This is a genomic window from Rhizobacter sp. P3_C12 (genome assembly GCF_056402735.1).
Window position 1 is genome coordinate 1 of sequence record NZ_JBFUGW010000005.1, and the last position, 17,909, is coordinate 17,909.

The following is a 17,909-nucleotide window of genomic DNA, read 5'->3' on the forward strand; positions in this document are numbered from 1 at the left end:
GGGTCGAGGTGTTCGGCGGCGAGGGCGGCCTCGCGGCGCTGCTCGCGCGCAGCGACGTGCTGATCTGCACGCTGCCGTTGACGCCGGCGACCCGCGGGCTGCTGAACCGGGCGACGCTGTCGCAGCTGCCGCGCGGCGCGTTCGTCGTCAGCGTCGGCCGCGGCGAGCACCTTGTGGAGGCCGACCTGCGCGCGCTGCTCGATGAAGGCCACCTGGCCGGTGCCGCGCTCGACGTGTTCGAGCGCGAGCCGCCCGATCCGTCGAACTGGGTGTGGCAGCACCCGCAGGTGGTCGCGACGCCGCACATCGCGGCGCAGGCCTCGTTCGACACCGTCGCGGCGCAGTGCCTCGATGCGTTGCGCCGCGTGCGCGACGGGCAGCTGCCGCGGCATGCCGTCGATCGCTCGGCGGGGTACTGACGATGGACGACGCCTTCCAGACGATCCCCTCGCAGATCCGCGCCCATGCGCAGGCGCGGCCGGCGCACGCTGCCCTGGCGCAGGGCGGCGAGCTGCTGTCGTATGCCGCACTCGATGCGCTGATGGACCGCATCGCGGCCGCGCTGCAGCGCGACGGCGTGCAGGTGGGCGAGGCGGTCGCGGTGTGCGCCGGCACCTCGATGCGCTACGCGGCGGTGTTCCTCGGCGCACTGCGGGCCGGCGTCGTCGTCGCGCCGCTCGCGCCGTCGTCGACGGCCGAGAGCCTGGCCGCGATGCTGGCCGACGCGCAGCCGCGCGCGCTGTTCGTCGATGCCGCGGCCGGCGCGTTGATCGCGGCCTCCGAAGGCTCGCGCATCCCGCTCGACGACGACACGGCCTTCGAGCGCTGGCTCGCGCCGGCCGGCACGCGCGTGGACGAACCCGCGCTGCCGCCCGACGCGCCGTTCAACATCATCTATTCGTCCGGCACCACCGGCGTGCCGAAGGGCATCGTGCAATCGCACGGCATGCGCTGGTCGCATGTGCAGCGTGGCCGGCAGTACGGCTACACGCCCGACGGCGTCACGCTGCTCGCGACGCCGCTGTACTCGAACACCACGCTGGTGGTGTTCTTCCCGACGCTGGCTTATGGCGGCTGCGCCGTGCTGATGCAGAAGTTCGATGCGGCCGGCTACCTGGCGCTGGCCGCGCGGCGCCGCGCGACGCACACGATGCTGGTGCCGGTGCAGTACCAGCGGCTGATGGCGCTCCCCGCTTTCGGGCAGCACGACCTTTCCGCCTTCATCAACAAGTTCTGCACCAGCGCGCCGTTCGGCGCCGCGCTGAAGGCGGATGTGCTGGCGCGCTGGCCGGGCGGGCTGGTCGAGTTCTACGGCATGACCGAGGGCGGCGGCACCTGCATCCTCGCGGCGCACGAGCACCCGGACAAGCTGCACACGGTCGGGTGTCCCGCCGAAGGGCATGACATCCGGCTGATCGACGACGACGGCCGCGAGCTGCCGGTCGGCGCCACCGGCGAGGTGGTCGGCCATTCGCCCGGGATGATGCTCGGCTACCACCGGCAGCCGCAGAAGACGCGCGAGGCCGAATGGTTCGATGCGGCGGGCAAGCGCTTCATCCGCACCGGTGATGTCGGGCGCTTCGATGACGACGGCTTCCTGGTGCTGCTCGACCGCAAGAAGGACGTGGTGATCAGCGGCGGCTTCAACATCTACCCGAGCGACCTCGAGGCGGTGCTGCGCGAGCACCCGGCGGTGGCCGATGCGGCGGTGGTGGGCGTGCCGTCCACCGAGTGGGGCGAGACGCCGGTGGCCTTCGTCGTGCGCCGCGCGGGTGCGGACGCGGGTGCGGACGACGCCACGGCCGACGATCTGAAGCACTGGCTGAACGCCCGTGTCGGCAAGACGCAGCGCGTGGCCGGCGTGCGCTTCGTCGACGAACTGCCGCGCAGCGCGATCGGCAAGGTGCTCAAGCGCGAGTTGCGCGAGCGCTGGCGCTGAGCACAAAGCCGGTGCGATTTCTTGCAGCCGTGTGAAAGGCGGACAAGTTCGTCGGGTATCCGGAAGTCACGGATGCGAAGGGCGGGTTTACACGTAGCATCCCGCCCGCCAAGGGTTCCGCCCGTGGCGCCGGCAGCAGTCAACGGCCGGATTCACCCCTCCGAGACAACACAGGATTCCCCATGAAGAAGATCCTCCTCACCGCCCTCATCGCGATGGCCGGCAGCGTCGGCGCGCACGCCGAAGGCATCTACGTCGGCGTGGCCGCCGGCGGCACCAACACCGACGTCGACTGCGCCGGCACCACCAGCTGCGACAAGAGCGACACCGGCTTCAAGCTGTTCGGCGGCTACAAGCTGACCGAGAACATCGCCGTCGAGGCGCATTACGCCGACTTCGGCAAGGCCAAGCTCAGCGTCGGCGCCGCCTCCATCGACGTGAAGATGTCGGGCTTCGGCCTCGGCGCGGCGTACCTGGGCGACTTCACGCCCGACTGGAACGGCGTGGTGCGTGCCGGCCTCGCACGCAACAAGGTGAAGCTGGAGGGCGCGGCCTCTGATTCGCAGAGCAAGACCAAGGCCTACGTCGGCGCCGGCGTCGGCTACAAGCTGACCAAGGAAGTCGCGCTGACCGCCGCCGTCGACTACACCGAAGGCGAGATCGGCGGCGACAAGGCCAAGGCCACGCTGTACACGATCGGCGTCAACTACAACTTCTGATATCCCACCCCCGAGGCGCTGCGCGCCTCCCCCTCAAGGGGGCGCCTCCAGTGGACCGGCGGAGCCGGATCCACGGAGGCCGCTGGATCGAACCGTTCTTCGCGTGCGTTGGCACGCTTCGGTCCGGCTATTTCTTTGCGCGCTGCGCTTCGCCCCACAGGGCCTGGCACTGCTGGGCCAGCGGTCCGGACGCGGCCGAGGCCGGCGGCGCGGGCGTCTTCTTCAGGCGCTTCTGCTCGGCCAGGTAGGCGCTGCTCTTGCGCAGCGCGGCCAGCTTGCCCAGCATCTTCTCGTCTTCCGCCACGTGGTACATCCGCAGGTAGGCCACATCGCGCTGGCCTTTCATCTGGGGGTACAGCGCCTCGCAGCGCTGGTAGCTGGCATCGTAGCGGGCCAGTTTCTTCGCATCGAGCGTGAGCGCCTGGGCGGAGCCGGCGAACAGCGTGAGGGCGGCGAGAGCGGTCAGGAGGAGGCGCATCCGTCGAACTGTACAGGGTGGGTGAAGGATGGAAGCAGATCTGCGGCCTGCCGGTGGGAACGAACCGCTGCGTCAGGTTACTCACCGCGCCGACCCCGCCGCTTCCGCGCGTGGGCGACTCCCCGAAACAGCACAGGATTCACCGTGAAGAAATTTCTCCTCAGCGCCCTCATCGCGGCCGGCAGCGTCGGCGCACACGCCGAAGGCCTCTACATCGGCGTGGCCGCGGGCGGCTCGCACCTCAATCTCCGTTGTGCAAGCGGCGTCAGCTGCGACGAGGGTGACACCGGCTTCAAGCTGCTCGGCGGCTACAAGCTGACCAAGAACGTGGCCGTCGAAGCGCATTACGCCGACTACGGCAACGTCAAGGGCAGGGTCAGCGGAGACACCAGCGGCTTCGATGTCGCCGCCAATGCGAATCTGTCGGCCCTCGGCGTCGGACTCGCGCTGCTGGGCGATTTCACGCCCGACTGGAACGGTGTGGTCCGCGCCGGCCTCGCGCGCAACAAGCTGAAGACGAGCGGCTCCGCAGGCAGCTTCTCGTTCTTCGACTCGGACACCAGCACCAACGCCTACATCGGCGCCGGCGTCGGCTACAAGTTGACGAAGGAAATCACGGTGAACGCCGCCATCGACTACACCCGAAAAGCCTTGGGGAACGAAGCCATCAAGGCCACGCTGTACACGATCGGCGCCACCTACAACTTCTGATCCGGCTGACCCTGCGGCATCGGGCCGGCCTCGCGCGATGCGGGGTCGGCTATTTTTTTGTGCGCTGCGCCTCGCCACGCTGATAGCGCAACACCGTCATCGAGCGCGCAGGCAAGGTCACCGCCGCAGCCGGCTGGATGCGCCTGAACGCCGCCTCCTTGTCGACCACGCGCGCATCGAAGGACTGCCCGCCAGCCAGCTTCCATGACGCGAGGCTCGTCTTCAGCGGCTTCGCCACCGTGTCGCTGTTGATCAGCACGACCGTCAGCGTGTCGCCATCGACCAGCGCATGGCTCCACACGCCGGCATCGCTCGCGGCCACCGGCATGAAGCGCCCCTGCAGCGGCGCGAGCAGCCGGAACGCGTAGTACGTCGCCCGCGGCGCCCCGCCGCTGTCGAGCAGGCCGTGGAAGCCCGTCCCCTGGTACGCGAAGTAGTGCGCGAAACGCAGCCCCGCCTCGGCGCTGCGCAGCGCGAACTCGGCGGCCCACAGCGCGCCGACCTGCTCGCCGATGAAGCGCTGGCCGTCGGAGCGCGACGACAGGCCGTATTCGGTGATGCCGAGCTCGATCGCACGCGCATGGCCGAGCGGGTTGCTCGCCGGGTCGGCCAGCAGCCGCCGGTACTCGGCCGGCCAGCGCGTCGCCTCGTCGATGCTCGCGAGCGCGGCCGCCTCGGAGCCGGTGCCTTCGGTCGGGTAGATGTGCCAGGTCAGCACGTCCACCACGTCGCCGCACAGCGCAATGAAGCGGCGCGCGAACGCCGGCGCGATCGGCATCGCGCCCGAGACCGCCGGGCCGGCGATGCGCGCCTGCGGATCCTCGCGCCTGATCGCCGCGGCCTGCGCGCGGAAGACCTCGCAGTAGCGCTCCGGCGTCCAGCTCGCGTCGCCGCGCGTGACGGCGAACAGGTCGGGCTCGTTGCCGATCTCCCACACCGGCACCTTCAGCCCGCGTTCGCGCGCCAGGCGCACCGCCGACGCAGCGTCTTCGGGCGTGTTCGCCGCGACCACGCCGGGTCGGCCGCCCTGGAACACACGCGTCTGGATCAGCAACTCGGGCGCCGGCCCGCCCAGCAGGTCGAGGTTGGTCTTGAACAGGTCGAGCCGCGTGCCGTTGAGGTCTTCGTCGTCCCCGGCATTGCCACCCGGGAAGCGCAGCGCCGCCGCCGGTGCCTGCCGCATCTCGCGGGCGAACTCGCCGATCTGCATCCAGTTGCCGATGTTGTAGCCGCGCAGGATCGCCGGCGCGGCCACGATGGGCCCCGGCGATGGGGCATCCGGCGCGATGCGCAGCGTGACGGGTGCCGCCATGACAAGCAGCGGCAGGGCCAGCAGCGACGCGCAGGCGGCAAGTGATTTGATCGGCATGGCCGCGATGCTAGGGGCGTTGAAATCGATTTCACATCGGTACTTTCCAGGCGCGCCCGCTACGCCGCTTCGTGCCGATTGGATGCAAGCCCCCACCGGCAGAGCGTCGAGACGGCGCGCTGCGTCCACCACCTCCGTCGCGGCGTAAACGCAGGTCAGCCGGCATCCCGCCGGCTGCCATGCCAACACACCAGGAGAAGCCATGACACCCACCCGTTTGCGCAGCGCGCCGCTCGCGCTGGCCGCGACCCTCGCGCTGTGCGCCGCCGCCCAGGCCTCCAGCCACCGCGAGGCGCCGTTCATCACCACGCAACCCAAGGTCGACGCCACCGATTTCTACATGTTCCGCAGCTACGAGGCCGACCGCGCCGACTACGTCACGCTGATCGCGAACTACCTGCCGCTGCAGGACGCCTACGGCGGACCGAACTACTTCTCGATGGATCCGAACGCGCTGTACGAGATCCACATCGACAACAACGGCGACGCGAAGGAAGACCTGAGCTTCCAGTTCCGTTTCAGGAACACGCTGAACAACGTCAAGCTGCCGATCGGCGACAAGAGCGTCGCGATCCCGCTGATCCAGGCCGGGCCGGTCACCGACGTGCGCTCGGCCGCGCTGAACCTCACCGAGACCTACACCGTCGACGTGGTGCGCGGCGACCGCCGCAGCGGCCGGCGCAACGCGATCACGAACGCGGCCGGCGGCAGTGCCACCTTCGACAAGCCGGTCGACAACATCGGCGTGAAGACCCTGCCCGACTACGCCGCCTATGCGGCCAGGCACATCTACACCGTCAACATCCCGGGCTGCGCGATGCCGGGCAAGGTGTTCGCCGGCCAGCGCAAGGATCCGTTCGCGGTCAACCTCGGCACCATCTTCGACCTGGTCAACGCGCCGGTGGCCGTGATCACCGACCCGGCCCTGATCAATGCGGCGCCGAACACCATCGACGACAAGAACGTCACGACGCTCGCGCTCGAGGTGCACAAGAGCTGCCTGACCGCCGGCACCGAGCCGGTGATCGGCGGCTGGACCAGCGCCAGCCTGCGCCAGGTGCGCCTGCTCGACCCGACGCCGAAGGCCGGCCACCAGACCACCGAGAAGGCCGGCGGCGCCTGGACCCAGGTCTCGCGCCTGGGCATGCCGCTGGTCAACGAGGTGGTGATCGGCCTGCCCGACAAGGACCGCTTCAACGGCTCGAAGCCGAAGGACGACGCGCAGTTCGCCGCCTACGTCACGAACCCGACGCTGCCCGCACTGCTGGAGATCGCGCTGAAGCTGCCCGGCACCGCGCCGAAGAACCTGCCGCGCACCGACCTCGCGACGGCCTTCCTGACCGGCATCAAGGGCGTGAACCAGCCGGCGAGCGTGACGCCCGCCGAGATGCTGCGGCTGAACACCGCGATCGCACCGGTGGCCTTCGCCGACCAGAACCGGCTCGGCATCGTCGGCAACATCCTCGCCGGCGGCACCGACAACGCGGGCTTCCCGAACGGCCGCCGGCCGAAGGACGACGTGGTCGACGTCTCGCTGGTCGCGGTGATGGGCGGGCTGTGCATGGCCAACGGCGACACCGACAAGTTCGGCTTCGGCGTGAACTGCAAGCCGGCCAATGTGCCGCTGGGGGCCACCTCGCTGAAGCTGCACGACGCGGTCGACCAGGCCGTGGCGCCGCTGCTGCCGGGTTTCCCGTACCTGTACACGCCCATCGGCGGCACGCATTGAGGAGCATGGCATGAACAAGCTTCTTCAAGCGCTCGGCACGAGCTTGGCGGGTGCCGCGTTGCTGGCAGCGTGCGGCGGTGGCGGAGGGTCCGGCGGCGACGCGCCGGCCCCGGAGGAAACCGCGGTGCCCGTCACTGCGGCTGCCACGCCGGCGGCGTACACCGAGTACGCAGCGGCGCGGGTGAACGTGGCGTCCGACAGCGGCGAGCCGCTGAGCCTGGACGCCCTCACGAGCGTGCCGACCAGCGAGACCGACGAACCGGCCACGCTCTGACCGGCACCCGTGGCCCGGACGCCCATCCGGGCCACGGATCATCTTCCATGGCGAGGTGACGATGCTTCACTCGATCTTCCGGTGGTGGCCGGTCGCGCTGCTGCATGCCGCGCTGTGCCACGCCGCCCCCTTCGCACCGGCCGGCGACGACACCCTCGTCGAACGCCTGCCGGCCCGCATCGGCAACAGCGCCGAGCGCCAGCAGCAACGCGCGCTGCGCGAGCAGCTGCGCCAGCACCCGGCCGAACTGCAGCTCGCGACGCGGCTGGCGCGCGACGCCATCGAACGCGCCCGCCGCGACGGCGACCCGCGCGAACTCGGCCAGGCCCAGGCGGCGCTGGCGGCGTGGTGGACCCTGCCTCACCCTCCGGCACCGGTGCGCCTCCTGCGCGCGATCGTGCGGCAGAGCCAGCACGACTTCGGGCCGGCCCTGCAGGACCTCGACGCGCTGTTGCAGCCCGGTCCGCAGCCGGTGTCGCTGGCCCTCCAGGCCCAGGCCGAGCTGACGCGTGCCTCGGTGCTGCAGGTGCAGGGCCGCTGGCGCGAGGCCGATGCCGGCTGCGAACGCCTGCTGGGCGCGCACTACACGGCACTCGGCAGCGCGGTGCAGCTGCCGGCGCAGGTCTGCCGTGCCGAGTTGATGAGCCTGCAAGGCCAAGCCGCCACCGCAGCGACAGCCCTGGCCGCACTGGCCCGGCACCCGGACGCCGACACCGGCTGGCTGGCGCTCGTGCAGGCCGAACTGGCCGAGCGCCGCGGCGATGCATCGGCCGATGCGCTGTACCAGCGCGCGATCGCAGCGTCACCGCTGCCCGATGTCTACACACTGGCCGCGTACGCCGACTGGCTGCTGGCGCAGCACCGCGAGCGCGACACCGCAGCGCTGCTGGCCGGCCGCGAGGATGCGGACGCCTTGCTGCTGCGCCTGGCGATCGCGTGGAAGCGCAGCGCCGATCCGCGCGCGCCGCAGGCCATCACCACGCTGGCCGCGCGCTTCGATGCGGCCCGCCTGCGCGGCGACCGCAGCCACCGGCGCGAGCAAGCGCGCTACGAGCTCGACCTGCTGGGCGACGCGCCCGCCGCACTGGCGAGCGCGCAGGCGAACTGGGCCGTCCAGAAGGAACCGGCCGACGCGCTGCTGCTGGCACGCGCCGCGCTGGCCGCGCAGCAACCGCAGGCGGCGCAGCCGGTGTGGCAACGGGCCCGCGACACCGGCTGGCAGGATGCGCGCCTGCAGGCGCTGGCGGGGAGCGGTTCATGAACGCGCGCCACCTGCTGATCGCGTGCCTGGGCCTGCTGCCGCTCATCGCGCAAGCCCACAAGCCGAGCGACGCCTATGTCCACCTGAAAGTCGATGGGGCCGTCGTGGAACAGCGCTTCGACATCGCATTGCGCGACCTGGAACGCGAACTCGCGCTCGATGCCGACGACGACGGTCAACTCGCCTGGGGCGAGGTGCGCACGCGCTGGGCCGACATCGACCGGCTGTCGCTGCAAGGCCTGTCGGTGCAGGCCGACGGCGCACCGTGCGCGCCCGGCGCCCTCGACGCGCAGCAGCTCGACGAGCACAGCGACGGCCACTATGCGGTGTTGACGCGACGCTGGACCTGCCCCGCGGCGGTCCGGTCCTTGACGCTGGTCTACCAGTTGTTCGCACAGAGCGACCCGACGCACCGCGGCATCGTCCGCGTGCAACAGCAGGGTCGCGACGAGACCGCCGTGTTGGTGCCTGGCGATGCGCCGCGCAGCTTCGGCACGGCCGCCGAGCCCGCCCTCCCCGGCTTCGTCACCGAGGGCATCCACCACATCCTGATCGGCAGCGATCACATCCTGTTCCTGCTCGCGCTGCTGCTGCCGGCGGTGCTGGCATCGCCGCGCCTGCGGCCGGTGCTGGCCGAGGTGCTGCGCGTCGTCACCGCCTTCACCGTGGCGCACTCGATCACGCTGGCGTTGGCCGCCTTCGACCTCGTGAACCCGCCGTCGCGCTGGGTCGAATCGGTCATCGCGGCCAGCGTGGTGTTCGCGGCGCTGAACAACCTGGTGCCGATGGTGCGCGAGGGCCGCTGGAAGCTGACCTTCGCGTTCGGGCTGGTGCACGGCTTCGGGTTCGCAGGCGCGCTGAAGGATGCCGGGCTCACGCAGGGCGCCCTCGCGCTGCCGCTGCTCGGCTTCAACCTCGGCGTCGAGCTGGGGCAGCTCGCGATCGTCGCCGTCTTCGTGACGACCGTCTGGACGCTGCGGACGACACGCTTCTACCGGCAGATGCTGCTGCGCGGCGGCTCGGCGCTGATCGTGCTGGTCGCCACGGCCTGGCTCGTCGAACGTTCCCTCGACATCAAGCTCGGGCAGTTCCAATGAGCGGAGTTGCTCGAAGGCAGGCTTCAGTTCGGTGCCGGCCCCGCCGATAGCATGCTGTGCGGGACCCTCTCGCCGGGGAGACGAGATGAAGACAGCCCTCCTTTCGCCCACGCGCGCACTGACCATCGCCACCGCCGTGCTGGTCGGCGGTCAGACGGAGATGGCCCGACCGACGAGCCCGATCGCAACGAGAAAGAAGGAGGCCACGCGATCTGCATCGACGCTGGTCCAACACAATCTCGTCACCCAGCCCAAAACCCCAGCCACCGTCACCGCACTCGAGGCTGTCCATGCCAGGCACTGGACGATCTGTCGCCAGACAGCCAATAAGCTCACTAAAGCAAGCCGTCTCTGCGGCGACGCGCGATCCCTGAAACTGACGAAGATCAATGGACGGGCAATCGCACACCTGAACAAGCTCGCACGCGCCAACCCCCCTCCCAAAGTTATCGAAATCATCAACCGGGCCCGTAACACGGCTGTGCCCGCGGACCTGCGGTCGAGCGCAGACGCAGACGCAACCGCCCGCGCGGTCGCCACCCTCGTTCGCCTGTTGCTCCGAACGTCCATCCTCGCCGAAGAACAGGCGCTGGGCTCGTGCCCCTCGCTGGACAGATCCGAGGCCATTGATCGCGTCGCGCTGCAGATTCGTTCCTTCAGTCACGCAGCTCGAGCTTCGGTCAACCTTCGCATCCGCATGGAGGCGGGCTATCGCGCGCTCGAACCCGCCAAAGAGGGCACGCGTGACAAGACACGCAAACTCCTGCGCTGGATGGCCAATTCATTGATCAGCGATTCGCTCACCTCCTGACGGGCGCGTCGGAAACCGGAGGGCGTTTGCCAAGCCTCGTGGCGTGGTGGCAGGATGCGCGCTCCCGCTGCCCTTTCGAATGGAGCCGATCGCATGCCAGGCCGACCGCAGGCTGTTTCCTTTCTGACACGCATCACGCGGCGCCTGCTGCTCACGCTGCTGTTCACACTGGGCGTCCTCACCGCCACCGTCACCGCGAGCGCCCAGCCCGCCGACGACCCCGACGCCGTGCTCGAGACCGCCCGCCTGCGCGTCGATTCGATCGAGAAGCGCCTGCAGGCCGACAGCCCCGATGCCGAACTGGTCGCGATGCGCGACGCGCTGCTCGAGATCCAGCACAACGCCGAGCAGATCGCGCAGGCCCAGGCCCCCGAACTCGCACGCGCCCAGGCACGGCTGACCGAACTTGGCACTGCACCCGACGGCACCCGCGAAGACAGCGACGTCGCGACCCAGCGTGGCAGCCTGCAGAAGACCACCGAGGCCCTGAACGCGCGCATCAAGCTGGCGCGGCTGCTGTCGGTCGAGAGCCTGCAGCTCGCCGACCAGGCCGCGCGGCAGCGCCGCTCGCGCTTCCAGGCGCACCTGTTCGAGCGCACCGATGCACTGCTCAGCCCCTCGTTCTGGCACGACCTGCGCGACCTGCTCTCGCCCGGCGAAGCGACGCCCTCGCCATGGCAGGGCCAGCTCGCCGCGGCCTTCGCCCGCATGTCGGCCGCGGCGTGGCTCGCCTGGCTCGGCGTCGCGCTGATCGGCATCGCACTGCGCATCGCGCTCGGCCGCGTTGTCGCGCGGCTGGTCGCCAGCCACTCGCCGGCCGCACGGGTGCGCCGCACGCTGTACGCCCTGGCGCAAACGCTGCTGTGGATGCTCGTCCCCGGCGCCGTCGCCTGGGGCCTGGCGCTCGGCCTGAACTGGCAGCGCCCGGTGCCCGAGCCGCTGCACGGCCTGCTCGCGAGCTTTGTCGGCGCGGTGCTGTTCTCGGCCTACCTCGCCGGCCTCGGGCGCGCGCTGCTGTCGGCCGACCAGCCGGCCTGGCGGCTGCTGCCGATGCCCGATGCGCTGGCGCATGCGCTGCGCCGGCAACCGGTGGTGATCGGCAGCGTCACGCTGGCCGGCTGGCTGCTGCAGCGGCTCGCGGTGCTGGCGCAGGCCGATCTCGCGGCCGAGGTCGCGATCAACTGCGTCTATGCGCTGGTGCTGGCGCTGGTCGTCGGCCGCAGCCTGCGCACCGGCGAGCGGCTGCGGCGCGCGGCGCTGGCCGCGGCGCCGGTCGAGCCGCAGCCGGAGCCGACATCGCCGCTCGACACCCTGCCCCGCCCGCTGTGGGTCTCGCTGATGCTGGGCGGCGTGTGGCTCGCGCTGGTGGCGAGCGTCGTCTGCATCGTGATCGGCTATGTCGCGCTCGGCGGCTTCGTCGCGCGCCAGGTCGTCTGGGTGTTCGCGGTCTCGCTGACCGCCTACCTGCTGAACCTGCTGGTGGGCGATGTCTTCGACACCTGGGTGCGCTCGCCGCCGCTCACCGATCCGGACGCCGAGGAGCCCGACGGCGCGATCGAGGCGCACTCGGATGCCGCGGTGTCGCCCTCGCACCTGCGCAACCAGGTGGCCGTGATCGGCGCCGGCGGCCTGCAGCTCGCGGTGCTGCTGGTGGCGCTGGTGCTGATCCTCGCGCCGTTCGGCGAGGGCCCGGGCGACCTGTGGCAGCGCCTCGGCCAGCTCGACGTGGGCGTGGCGGTCGGCGAGCTGCAGGTGCGGCCGATCGCGGTGCTGCGCGCGCTGCTGGTGTTCGGCCTCAGCCTGCTGGCGGTGCGCGCGCTCAAGCGCTGGCTGACACGCAGCTTCCTGCCGACCACGCGGCTCGACGCCGGCATGCGCAGCTCGACCACCACGCTGTTCGGCTTCGTCGGCACGGTGCTCGCGATCGCGTTCGGGCTGTCGGCCATCGGGCTGGCGCTCGACAAGATCGCGTGGATCGCGAGCGCGCTGTCGGTGGGCATCGGCTTCGGCCTGCAGGCGGTGGTGTCGAACTTCGTCTCGGGGCTGATCCTGCTGGCCGAGCGGCCGGTGAAGGTGGGCGACTGGGTGACGCTCGGCGGCATCGAGGGCGACATCCGCCGCATCAACGTGCGCGCCACCGAGATCCAGATGGGCGACCGCTCGACGGTGATCGTGCCGAACTCGGAGTTCATCACGAAGACGGTGCGCAACGTCACGCTCGCGAGCCCGCTGGGCCTGGTGCAGATCAAGCTGCCGATGCCGCTGGACACCGACACCGAGCGCGTGCGCGACCTGCTGCTGCAGGCCTTCATCGAGCACGACGATGTGCTGGAGACGCCGGCGCCGAAGGTCTACCTGGACGGCTTCGACAACGGCAACCTGGTGTTCAACGCGACCGGCTACGTGGTGTCGCCGCGGCAGTCGTATGCGGTGAAGAGCGCGCTGCTGTTCACGGTGCTGGGCGGGCTGCGCGAGGCGGGGGTGCCGATGTCGAAGCCGGCGGCGATGGTGCTGAGGGAGGCGCCGCCGCCCGAATGACCCGCCTCGGCAGGCCGGTCATGCTCAGGTCGTCGCGAGCACGAGTGCGTGCTCGCCAAGGATCCTGGCTTTGACGGGATCGGCAGCATACAGCGCCCGGAACGAACTCATGCAGGCACTGAACTCGCGTGTCGGGCTGCACGCAGCATCAATCGATGCCGACAGTTGCCTGCGCCGGCCGGACGTTGCATGAGCCAACGAGTCCATCTGGAGCCAGAGTTGCGACAGGAGTGGTGCGCGGCGGGTCGTCAGGTCCTGGTGGTTCAGCTGGAAGAAGGCAATCGTCGTCACCGCGCGCTCGAACCCGGGGCCATGGCCTTGCCTGGGGACGGCGACGATTCCGTCAAACGCGATCAGGTCGGCCGGGTCTTCATCGATGGTCGACAGCGGATAGACCAGCAAGGCCGACTCGCCGCTCATCTGCATAGGATCCGCTGCGTGGACCTGCCGCGTCCCGCGCACCGGAAAGTAGTTGGATTTGAGCGTGGAGTTGCAGCGCGTGCAGGCGATCGCGTAGTTGAACGGGTGATAGGCCAGCTGGTAGTAGCCGGTCGCGCTCGCCGCCCCCATCGCACACGGCGCCTGGAAATCGGCAAGGTAGGTCAGGCTCGGAGCCGGCCAAGCCTTGATGCTTTTCTTGGGCCTGAAGTGCTCGACCTCATGCACCTTGCTCGCAAGCGTGGCGCCTTGCAACTTGGTTTCGCAGTAGGCGCATTTCTCATGCTGCAGCCGGATGTAGACGTTCTTGATCTCGCCCCAGAACTCTGCACCCCCCGTGTAGTCGCGCGCTTGCGCATAGACCTGCGTGCGCGCATGCGCCCGGCCGATCCAGCTCGGCTTCTCCGCGTTGATCAGGTCGATCAGATGCTGCGGGTCGACGGGATAGCGGACCATGCCGGTCGCTTACTTCGATGCCGCTGGAGCCTTGCGACGCGTCGACGTGCTGCGCTTGGCAGGGCGATTGACCAAGGCCTGCACCTCCGCCTTCGGCAATCCCTTTGACAGAAGTTCCAGGTATTTCATCGACGCCGTCGCATCGCCACCGACCGCATCGGCCGCCAGTTTCGACAAGGCCTTCGACACGTCCGGCGCGCGCGTGCTGTCGAGTCCGAAGTACGGCGACAGCAGGATCTGTTCGGCGCTGCGGCCATGCACGAGTTCGGGCAGCTTCTTGACCACGGTGCCACCCTCTTCTTCAGAGAGCACAAACAGGTTCTCGCGCTCCAGCGAGCCGACCACCAGCGGGCTGTGCGTGGTCACGATGAACTGCAGCTTCGGCAGCGCGCGCGCCAGCGTCGGCACGACCACGCGCTGCCACTCGGGGTGCAGGTGCAGGTCGATCTCGTCGAGCAGCAGAACGCCACTGACATCGCGCAGCTTGACGCCGCTGCCCGCGCCCATGCAGACATGGAACAGCATGTCGCCGATCCAGCCGATGTAGGCGCGGTAGCCGTCGGACAGCGCACGAAACGGCAACGACACGCCGTTCATCGTGAACAGGTGTTCGGCACCGCTCTCGGTCTTGGCAGCCGTCTTCTGCATGCGACAGGCATCGGGCAGCAGCTCGTTCATGAGGGCAACGACCTGCGCGTAGCGGCCCTTGTTGCTGCCGGCATAGGCCGGCAACCAGTAAGACAACGGAATCAGTCCGAGGTGGTCCTCGAACAGGCTGGACACGCGCTCGTAGGGGCGCAGCCGCGACTTGGTGCGTGCGCTCTCGTCGACCCGGATCGACGCCTCCACACGGCGCGTCGCGCCGTAGCCGACGACGAAGAAGACCGAGGCGCGGTCGTCGAACTGCAGCCGCTCGATCATGCCCTGCACGCTCGACGGCGTGCTGCTCCATTGCAGCCGCTCGGTGGTGCCGATGCGCGTCACCGTCGTCACCATCTGCAGTTGCTTCTCCTTGGCCAGCGCACGCGCGTAGCTTGGCAACTCGCCCGACTCCAGCGCGACATCGGCCGTGATGCGCGCCGGCGGCAGCTTGTCGAGTGCCGACGCCTTGACCGGCTTCGCACCGGGTGGGCGGCGGATCAATGACTCGGGCACGAAGCCGGAAGACGAACTCATCAACGGCCCCAGTGCGGCCAGCGCCGCGGCACGCAGCACACTGGTCTTGCCGAGTCCGTTGCCCCCCAACATCACGTTGACGTTCGGCAGGCTCAACTGCGGCGTGCCCGGCGCGTTCAGCGCCAGCGTCACCGACTCGAGCGAGCGCAGGTTCTCGATTTTCAGCTGCTTGATGTACATGCGAGGTCTCCGACGGACGCAGTCTAGGGCCTGTTCAGACCGCCCAGGGCACCGCTGCGCCCGCATCCACCCCGTACTTCGCCACCRCCTGCGCCAGCACCCCGCGCGCCAGCCTGCCCTCGCGCACCAGCGCCTGTAGCGCCGCCAGCACCACCTGGTGCCGGTCGACCTCGAAGAAGCGGCGCAGCTGCTGGCGCGTGTCGCTGCGGCCGAAGCCGTCGGTGCCGAGCGTCGCGTAGCGCGCCGGCACGTACTCGGCGATCAGCTGCGGCCACGCGCGCACGTAGTCGGTGGCGGCGATCACCGGATCGTTGCCGGCCAGCAGCGTCGCCACGTGCGACACCGCCGGCGTGCCACCGAGCCGCTCCAGCCGATCGGCCTCGCGCGCATCGCGGGCCAGCTCGCTGAAGCTCGTCACGCTGAACACCTCGCTCGCCACCTGCCAGTCGGCGGCCAACAGCTCGGCCGCGGCCATCACCTCGCGCAGGATCGCACCGCTGCCCAGCAGCCGCACGCGGCCCGCCGGCTTCTTCACCGCATGCGCCGCGAGCCGGTACATGCCGCGCAACAGGTCGGCGTGCGCCGCGTCGGGCAGCGACGGCTGCGCGTAGTTCTCGTTCATCAGCGTGAGGTAGTGGAACTCGTCGCACTGCTGCTCCAGCATGCGCCGCGCCGCGTGGTCCATGATCACCGCGACCTCGCCCGCGAAGGCGGGATCCCAGGCACGGCAGTTCGGCACCGTCGAGGCCATCACCAGGCTGCTGCCGTCCTGGTGCTGCAGGCCCTCGCCGCCGAGCGTCGTGCGCCCCGCCGTCGCACCGAACAGGAAGCCGCGCACGCGCTGGTCGGCCGCGGCCCAGATCAGGTCGCCCACGCGCTGGAAGCCGAACATCGAGTAGTAGATGTACATCGGCAGCATCGGCAGCCCGTGCACGCTGTACGAGGTGCCGGCCGCGATCCACGATGCGAGCGCGCCGGCCTCGGTGATGCCTTCCTCGAGCAGTTGCCCGTCCTTCGCCTCGCGGTACGACAGCATCGAGCCCGCATCCTCCGGCTCGTACAGCTGCCCGTGCGGCGAATAGATGCCGATCTGGCGGAACAGGCTCGCCATGCCGAAGGTGCGCGCCTCGTCGGCGACGATCGGCACGATGCGCGGCCCGAGCGCCTCGTCCTTCAGCAGCCCGGCGAACATGCGCACCGCGGCCATCGTGGTCGACATCTCCTTGCCGTCGGCCTGCAGCGCGAAGCCGCCCCAGCCGGCCAGCGGCGGCACCGGCAGCACCGGTGCCTGCGGCTTGCGTGCCGGCAGCGCGCCGCCGAGCGCGCGGCGGCGCTCGTGCAGGTAGGCCATCTCGGGGCTATCGTCGGCCGGCTTGTAGAAGCGCAGCGCGGCCACGTCGTCGTCGGACAGGGGCAGCGCGAAGCGGTCGCGGAAGGTCTTCAGCGCGCTCACGTCGAGCTTCTTCGCCTGGTGCGAGGTCATGCGCGATTCGCCGACGCCGCCCATGCCGAAGCCCTTCTTGGTCTTCGCGAGGATCACCGTCGGCCGGCCCTTGTGCGCCCGCGCCGCCGCGAAGGCCGCATGCAGCTTGCGGAAATCGTGCCCGCCGCGCTTCAGCGCATCGATCTCGTCGACGCCCATGTGCGCCACCAGCGCCTGCACCTGCGGATCCTGGCGGAAGAAGTGCTCGACGTTGTAGGCGCCGTCGTTCGCGCCCAGCGTCTGGTACTGGCCGTCGACGGTGGCCGCGAGGCGCTGCAGCAGCACATGCTGGGTGTCGCGCGCGAAGAGGGCATCCCAGTCGGAGCCCCACAGCACCTTGACGACGTTCCAGCCGGCGCCGGTGAACAGCGACTCCAGCTCCTGGATGATCTGGCCGTTGCCGCGCACCGGGCCGTCCAGCCGCTGCAGGTTGCAGTTGACGATGAAGGTGAGGTTGTCGAGCTGCTCGCGCGCGGCGAGCGTGAGCCCGGCGATCGACTCCGGCTCGTCCATCTCGCCGTCGCCGAACACGCCCCACACATGGCGCTGCGCGGTGTCGGCCAGGCCGCGGTGCGCCAGGTAGCGCATGAAGCGCGCCTGGTACACCGCGCTCAGCGGGCCCAGGCCCATCGAGCCGGTCGGGAACTGCCAGAACTCCGGCATCAGCCACGGGTGCGGGTACGAGCACAGGCCGTGGCCGCCGACCTCCTGGCGGTAGTTCGCGAGCTGCTCCTCGCTGAGCCGGCCCTCGAGGAAGGCACGCGAATACACGCCCGGCGCCGAATGCGGCTGGAAGTACACCAGGTCGGCGTCGCGGCCGCCCGGCGTGCGGCTGTCGTCGCCGCGGAAGAAGTGGTTGAAGCCCACTTCGAACAGCTCGGCCGCCGAGGCATAGCTCGCGATGTGGCCGCCCAGCTCGCCATAGGCCTGGTTGGCGCGCACCACCATCGCGAGCGCGTTCCAGCGCGTGATGGCGGTGAGCCGCTCCTCGATCGCGAGGTCCCCCGGATAGTGCCCCTGCCGCTCCAGCGGGATGGTGTTGCGGTAGGCCGAATACGGCTGCACGTGCGGCACGATGCCCAGCTGCTGCGCCTGCTCCTCCAGCTGCTCCAGCAGGTACAGGCCACGCTCGCTGCCGCCCTCGGCGACGGCGGCGCGCAGCGCGTCGAGCCACTCCTTCGTCTCCAGCGGATCGGTGTCGCTCGCAGCCTGGGCGAGCAGGTGGCGGGGGGTCTGGCCGTTCATGGGGG

The 17,909-nt window shown here is 70.0% G+C and carries 15 protein-coding genes; 10 read left to right on the plus strand and 5 right to left on the minus strand.

Annotation, left to right across the window (positions count from 1 at the left end):
- The 3 genes from AC1DXV_RS01945 to AC1DXV_RS01955 all read left to right on the plus strand — a co-directional run.
- A partial coding sequence (locus AC1DXV_RS01945; RefSeq protein WP_477932235.1) for an NAD(P)-dependent oxidoreductase occupies positions 1-419 on the plus strand: 419 nt, incomplete at its 5' end.
- A gap of 2 nt (positions 420-421) precedes the next feature.
- Positions 422-1,939: a class I adenylate-forming enzyme family protein gene (locus AC1DXV_RS01950; RefSeq protein WP_477865629.1), complete on the plus strand. Its 1,518-nt coding sequence runs from the start codon at positions 422-424 to the stop codon at positions 1,937-1,939.
- Between the two features lie 182 nt (positions 1,940-2,121).
- Positions 2,122-2,658, plus strand: a complete 537-nt coding sequence (locus AC1DXV_RS01955) for a porin family protein (protein ID WP_477865630.1) — start codon at positions 2,122-2,124, stop codon at positions 2,656-2,658.
- A 127-nt stretch (positions 2,659-2,785) separates the two neighbouring features.
- On the opposite strand, the gene AC1DXV_RS01960 is transcribed toward AC1DXV_RS01955, so the two are convergent.
- A complete protein-coding gene (locus tag AC1DXV_RS01960) occupies positions 2,786-3,136 on the minus strand; it encodes a hypothetical protein (RefSeq protein ID WP_477865631.1) in 351 nt (116 codons plus the stop codon).
- A 144-nt stretch (positions 3,137-3,280) separates the two neighbouring features.
- Here AC1DXV_RS01960 and AC1DXV_RS01965 point away from each other — a divergent pair, with 144 nt between their 5' ends.
- Positions 3,281-3,847 (plus strand): porin family protein, encoded by a 567-nt coding sequence (locus AC1DXV_RS01965; protein WP_477865632.1) that lies wholly within the window; start codon positions 3,281-3,283, stop codon positions 3,845-3,847.
- A gap of 49 nt (positions 3,848-3,896) precedes the next feature.
- Here the strand turns inward: AC1DXV_RS01965 and AC1DXV_RS01970 are convergent, their stop codons facing one another.
- Positions 3,897-5,216, minus strand: coding sequence for a hypothetical protein (locus tag AC1DXV_RS01970; RefSeq protein WP_477865633.1), 1,320 nt, complete (start codon positions 5,214-5,216; stop codon positions 3,897-3,899).
- A 202-nt stretch (positions 5,217-5,418) separates the two neighbouring features.
- Here AC1DXV_RS01970 and AC1DXV_RS01975 point away from each other — a divergent pair, with 202 nt between their 5' ends.
- The 6 genes from AC1DXV_RS01975 (at position 5,419) to AC1DXV_RS02000 (ending at position 12,926) form a co-directional block, all read left to right on the plus strand.
- On the plus strand, positions 5,419-6,945 hold the full coding sequence (locus AC1DXV_RS01975; RefSeq protein ID WP_477865634.1) for a DUF4331 domain-containing protein: 1,527 nt from the start codon (positions 5,419-5,421) through the stop codon (positions 6,943-6,945).
- A gap of 10 nt (positions 6,946-6,955) precedes the next feature.
- Positions 6,956-7,219, plus strand: coding sequence for a hypothetical protein (locus AC1DXV_RS01980; RefSeq protein ID WP_477865635.1), 264 nt, complete (start codon positions 6,956-6,958; stop codon positions 7,217-7,219).
- Positions 7,220-7,280: 61 nt separating this feature from the next.
- The gene (locus AC1DXV_RS01985) at positions 7,281-8,480 is read left to right on the plus strand and encodes a hypothetical protein (protein WP_477932237.1); all 1,200 of its coding nucleotides are present in this window, start codon (positions 7,281-7,283) and stop codon (positions 8,478-8,480) included.
- A complete protein-coding gene (locus AC1DXV_RS01990) occupies positions 8,477-9,577 on the plus strand; it encodes a HupE/UreJ family protein (RefSeq protein ID WP_477864597.1) in 1,101 nt (366 codons plus the stop codon). Before AC1DXV_RS01985 ends, AC1DXV_RS01990 begins: the two co-directional genes overlap by 4 nt.
- An 85-nt stretch (positions 9,578-9,662) precedes the next feature.
- Complete coding sequence (locus AC1DXV_RS01995) at positions 9,663-10,388, plus strand: hypothetical protein (protein WP_477864598.1); 726 nt, start codon at positions 9,663-9,665, stop codon at positions 10,386-10,388.
- A gap of 93 nt (positions 10,389-10,481) precedes the next feature.
- Positions 10,482-12,926 (plus strand): DUF3772 domain-containing protein, encoded by a 2,445-nt coding sequence (locus tag AC1DXV_RS02000; RefSeq protein WP_477932239.1) that lies wholly within the window; start codon positions 10,482-10,484, stop codon positions 12,924-12,926.
- 24 nt (positions 12,927-12,950) lie between these two features.
- Here the strand turns inward: AC1DXV_RS02000 and AC1DXV_RS02005 are convergent, their stop codons facing one another.
- The 3 genes from AC1DXV_RS02005 to mdeB are packed head-to-tail and all read right to left on the minus strand — an operon-like array spanning position 12,951 to position 17,904.
- The gene (locus AC1DXV_RS02005; protein ID WP_477864600.1) at positions 12,951-13,820 is read right to left on the minus strand and encodes an HNH endonuclease family protein; all 870 of its coding nucleotides are present in this window, start codon (positions 13,818-13,820) and stop codon (positions 12,951-12,953) included.
- Between the two features lie 9 nt (positions 13,821-13,829).
- On the minus strand, positions 13,830-15,176 hold the full coding sequence (locus AC1DXV_RS02010; RefSeq protein ID WP_477864601.1) for an AAA family ATPase: 1,347 nt from the start codon (positions 15,174-15,176) through the stop codon (positions 13,830-13,832).
- Between the two features lie 34 nt (positions 15,177-15,210).
- Positions 15,211-17,904, minus strand: a complete 2,694-nt coding sequence (gene mdeB, locus AC1DXV_RS02015; RefSeq protein ID WP_477932241.1) for an alpha-ketoglutarate dehydrogenase — start codon at positions 17,902-17,904, stop codon at positions 15,211-15,213.
- Positions 17,905-17,909 lie beyond the last annotated feature (5 nt).